General features: G+C 45.9%; 3 protein-coding genes and 1 pseudogene. 3 read left to right on the top strand and 1 reads right to left on the bottom strand.

Annotated elements, in window-relative coordinates:
• Positions 1 to 128 precede the first annotated feature (128 nt).
• A pseudogene (locus tag F6K49_RS39910) lies at positions 129 to 440 on the bottom strand (alcohol dehydrogenase catalytic domain-containing protein); the annotation flags it as partial.
• Positions 441 to 492: 52 nt separating this feature from the next.
• Here F6K49_RS39910 and F6K49_RS39905 point away from each other — a divergent pair.
• The 3 genes from F6K49_RS39905 to F6K49_RS39895 all read left to right on the top strand — a co-directional run.
• Positions 493 to 654 carry a hypothetical protein gene (locus F6K49_RS39905; protein ID WP_293054243.1) on the top strand — a complete coding sequence of 54 codons (162 nt, stop codon included), beginning with the start codon at positions 493 to 495 and terminating at the stop codon, positions 652 to 654.
• An 87-nt stretch (positions 655 to 741) separates the two neighbouring features.
• Positions 742 to 1,530, top strand: coding sequence for a type I methionyl aminopeptidase (gene map / locus F6K49_RS39900; protein ID WP_070391333.1), 789 nt, complete (start codon positions 742 to 744; stop codon positions 1,528 to 1,530).
• A gap of 388 nt (positions 1,531 to 1,918) precedes the next feature.
• On the top strand, positions 1,919 to 2,743 hold an 825-nt coding region (locus F6K49_RS39895), incomplete at its 3' end, for a DUF1565 domain-containing protein (RefSeq protein WP_293106244.1).

Below are 2,743 nucleotides of genomic sequence, written 5' to 3'. Positions count from 1 at the left end.
TCAAGATTTCCTGGGAGTAGTTGCTACTTGCCCCCTTCTTTCAGTATGCCAGGTACGCCAAGATTAATCCGGAGATGGGGAGCTGGGGAGCTAGCTGGGGAGCTGGGGAGATGGGGAGATGGGAAGAAGGTTTTACCACTTAAGCAGTATTCGCACTGACGGCACTCAGGGATATAGAGGGGAATCACATGGTCTCCTACCTCGACGCTAGTCACCCCTTCACCCACCTCAACCACTACACCTGCTCCCTCATGTCCTAGAATGGCTGGAAATAGTCCTTCTGGATCTGCGCCAGAGAGGGTATAGGCATCGGTATGGCATACTCCGGTTGCTTTAATTTCCACCATCACCTCACCCGCCTTAGGTTCCGCTACCTGAACCGTTTCAATGGATAAAGGCTTGCCTGCTTCAAAAGCTACTGCGGCTTTGACCTCCACAATCAACTCCTACTTGGTCTTATCAACTGACCTATTCTATTGAAAAATTAAGGCTTTGGATAGCAAACAAAAGACCAGGTACATAGCATTTTTACCTGATCCGAAGTTTCCGATTCCCGATTCCCGATTCCCGATTCCCAATTCCCGATTCCCGATTCCCGATTCCCTAAAACCCACAATATACTTCACCGATTGCTCTCAAGCCGACCGGCGTTAATGAGCGATCATATTATTGTACAATTAAAAAAACCACAAATAGTATAATTTTTCCCAATTTTTGGGGTAATTGACGGAATAGACACTCATGGCAGCTGAACGAATTGTCATCTTATCCAGTAGAGAAATAGCTAAAATGCGTCTTGCTGGACGCTTAGCCACTGCACTGTTAGACCATTTAGAACCCATGGTTAAGCCAGGGGTAAGCACCCTAGAGATTAATGATGAAGCGGAACGCTGGACAAAAGAGCATGGGGCAATCAGTGCTCCCTTAGGTTATCAGGGCTTTCCTAAATCTATCTGTACTAGTATCAATGAAGTTGTCTGTCACGGTATCCCTAACGGTAAGCAAATCCTTAAAGATGGGGACATCATTAATATTGACGTAACACCAAAGCTGGATGGATATCACGGGGATACCTCTAGAACCTTTTTTGTTGGTACCCCCTCACCCCTAGCAAAAAAGCTGGTGGAAGTTACTGAAGAGTGTATGATGCGTGGTATTGCTGAGGTCAAGCCAGGAGCAAGAGTTGGCGATATTGGTGCTGCTATCCAAGAGTATGCCGAGTCCAACGGCTTTTCCGTAGTGCGAGACTTTGTTGGACACGGGATTAGCAAGATTTTCCATACAGCTCCCCAAATTCCTCACTATGGCACTAGAGGGAAAGGAAAACGCCTCCGGGCTGGTATGGTTTTCACTATCGAGCCAATGATTAACGAAGGTACCTACGAAGTGGAAATTCTAGCTGATAAGTGGACAGCTCTAACAAGCGATCGCAAACTTTCTGCCCAATTTGAACACACTGTAGTGGTCACTGCTGACGGCGTAGAGATTCTGACCTTGCCAGAACAGGAAATCCAGAGCAAATCGGCTTAAGTCTCATTAGTCATTAGTCATTGGTGCTTGGTAATTCGTGCTTGGTGCTTTCTACTTGATGCTCGGTAGCTGCCAGGAGACCTGATGTTTGTCAATCTGTTAGTCAATTTGGGAAAAGCACTAATCACCAAGACCTAAATCAAAGCACTAAGGACTAAAGGCTAAGGGCTAAAGACTAAGGATTAATTAATATGGACATTTAATGAAAATCGAGCTTAAACTGTGAGATATAGGCAGTAAAAGCAGGCACACTATCTAGGTAACAATTCTTAAGAGTATTTCTAAAGAATGCTAGCCTCCTGCTCAGGAAATTAGCAAGTGGTGAACCCTCCCATGGGTGACACCGCCGTTTTGCTGTGTTCTTAAGCGTTTTGGGTAATCCTAAATTATGGCAACTCTATACGTCAATCCAGCTACTGGAAGTGATAGCGCTGATGGTAGCGAATCTACGCCCTTTAAAACTATTACCAAAGCATTTGATTCAGCTGGATCAGGTGACCAGATTCAACTAAAACCTGGTACTTATAGTACCACTAGTGGTGAAACCTTTCCGCTGAAAGCTCCCTCTGGTGTAAAAATTATAGGGGATGAAGCAAACAAAGGCAAGGATATCTTAATTGAAGGCAACGGATTGTTCAACACCCGTTTCGGTGGTGGTCAAAACGTGACCCTGATCCTAGCTAAGGATACCGACCTCAGGGGAGTAACCATGACCAATCGTGAGCGCCGAGGTACTGGTGCCTGGATTGAGTCTGGTAGCCCTATGGTTGCTAATTGTACCTTTAAAGAGTGCAATCGTGAAGGGGTTAATGTCACAGGTGAAGCCACACCAGACGTTAAAGATAATAATTTCATTGGTAGTGGTATAGAGGGTCAAGGGATATCGATTACCAGGGATGCCAAAGGGAACATCCAAGGGAATACCTGTATAAAAATGGGTAATGGCATTGCTGTTGATGGTAATGCAGCGCCCAGGCTGGTGGATAACACAACCTCTCAAAACATCTTTGGGATAGTGGTTTCTGGGGACGCTCGACCGATACTGCGTGGGAATCGGATTGAAAACAACGAAAGATTTGGTCTGTCAGTTTCTGGGAAGGGTTTGCCAGATTTGGGAACCACAGGAGACCCAGGGCGAAACGCACTGCGTCACAACGGTGCGTTTGCTTTAACACATTCCACCACGGTTGAGCTGCTTTCAGTTGGTACTGAG

Source organism: Moorena sp. SIO3I6 (genome assembly GCF_010672095.1).
This window is presented reverse-complemented; position numbering and strand designations above follow the sequence as displayed.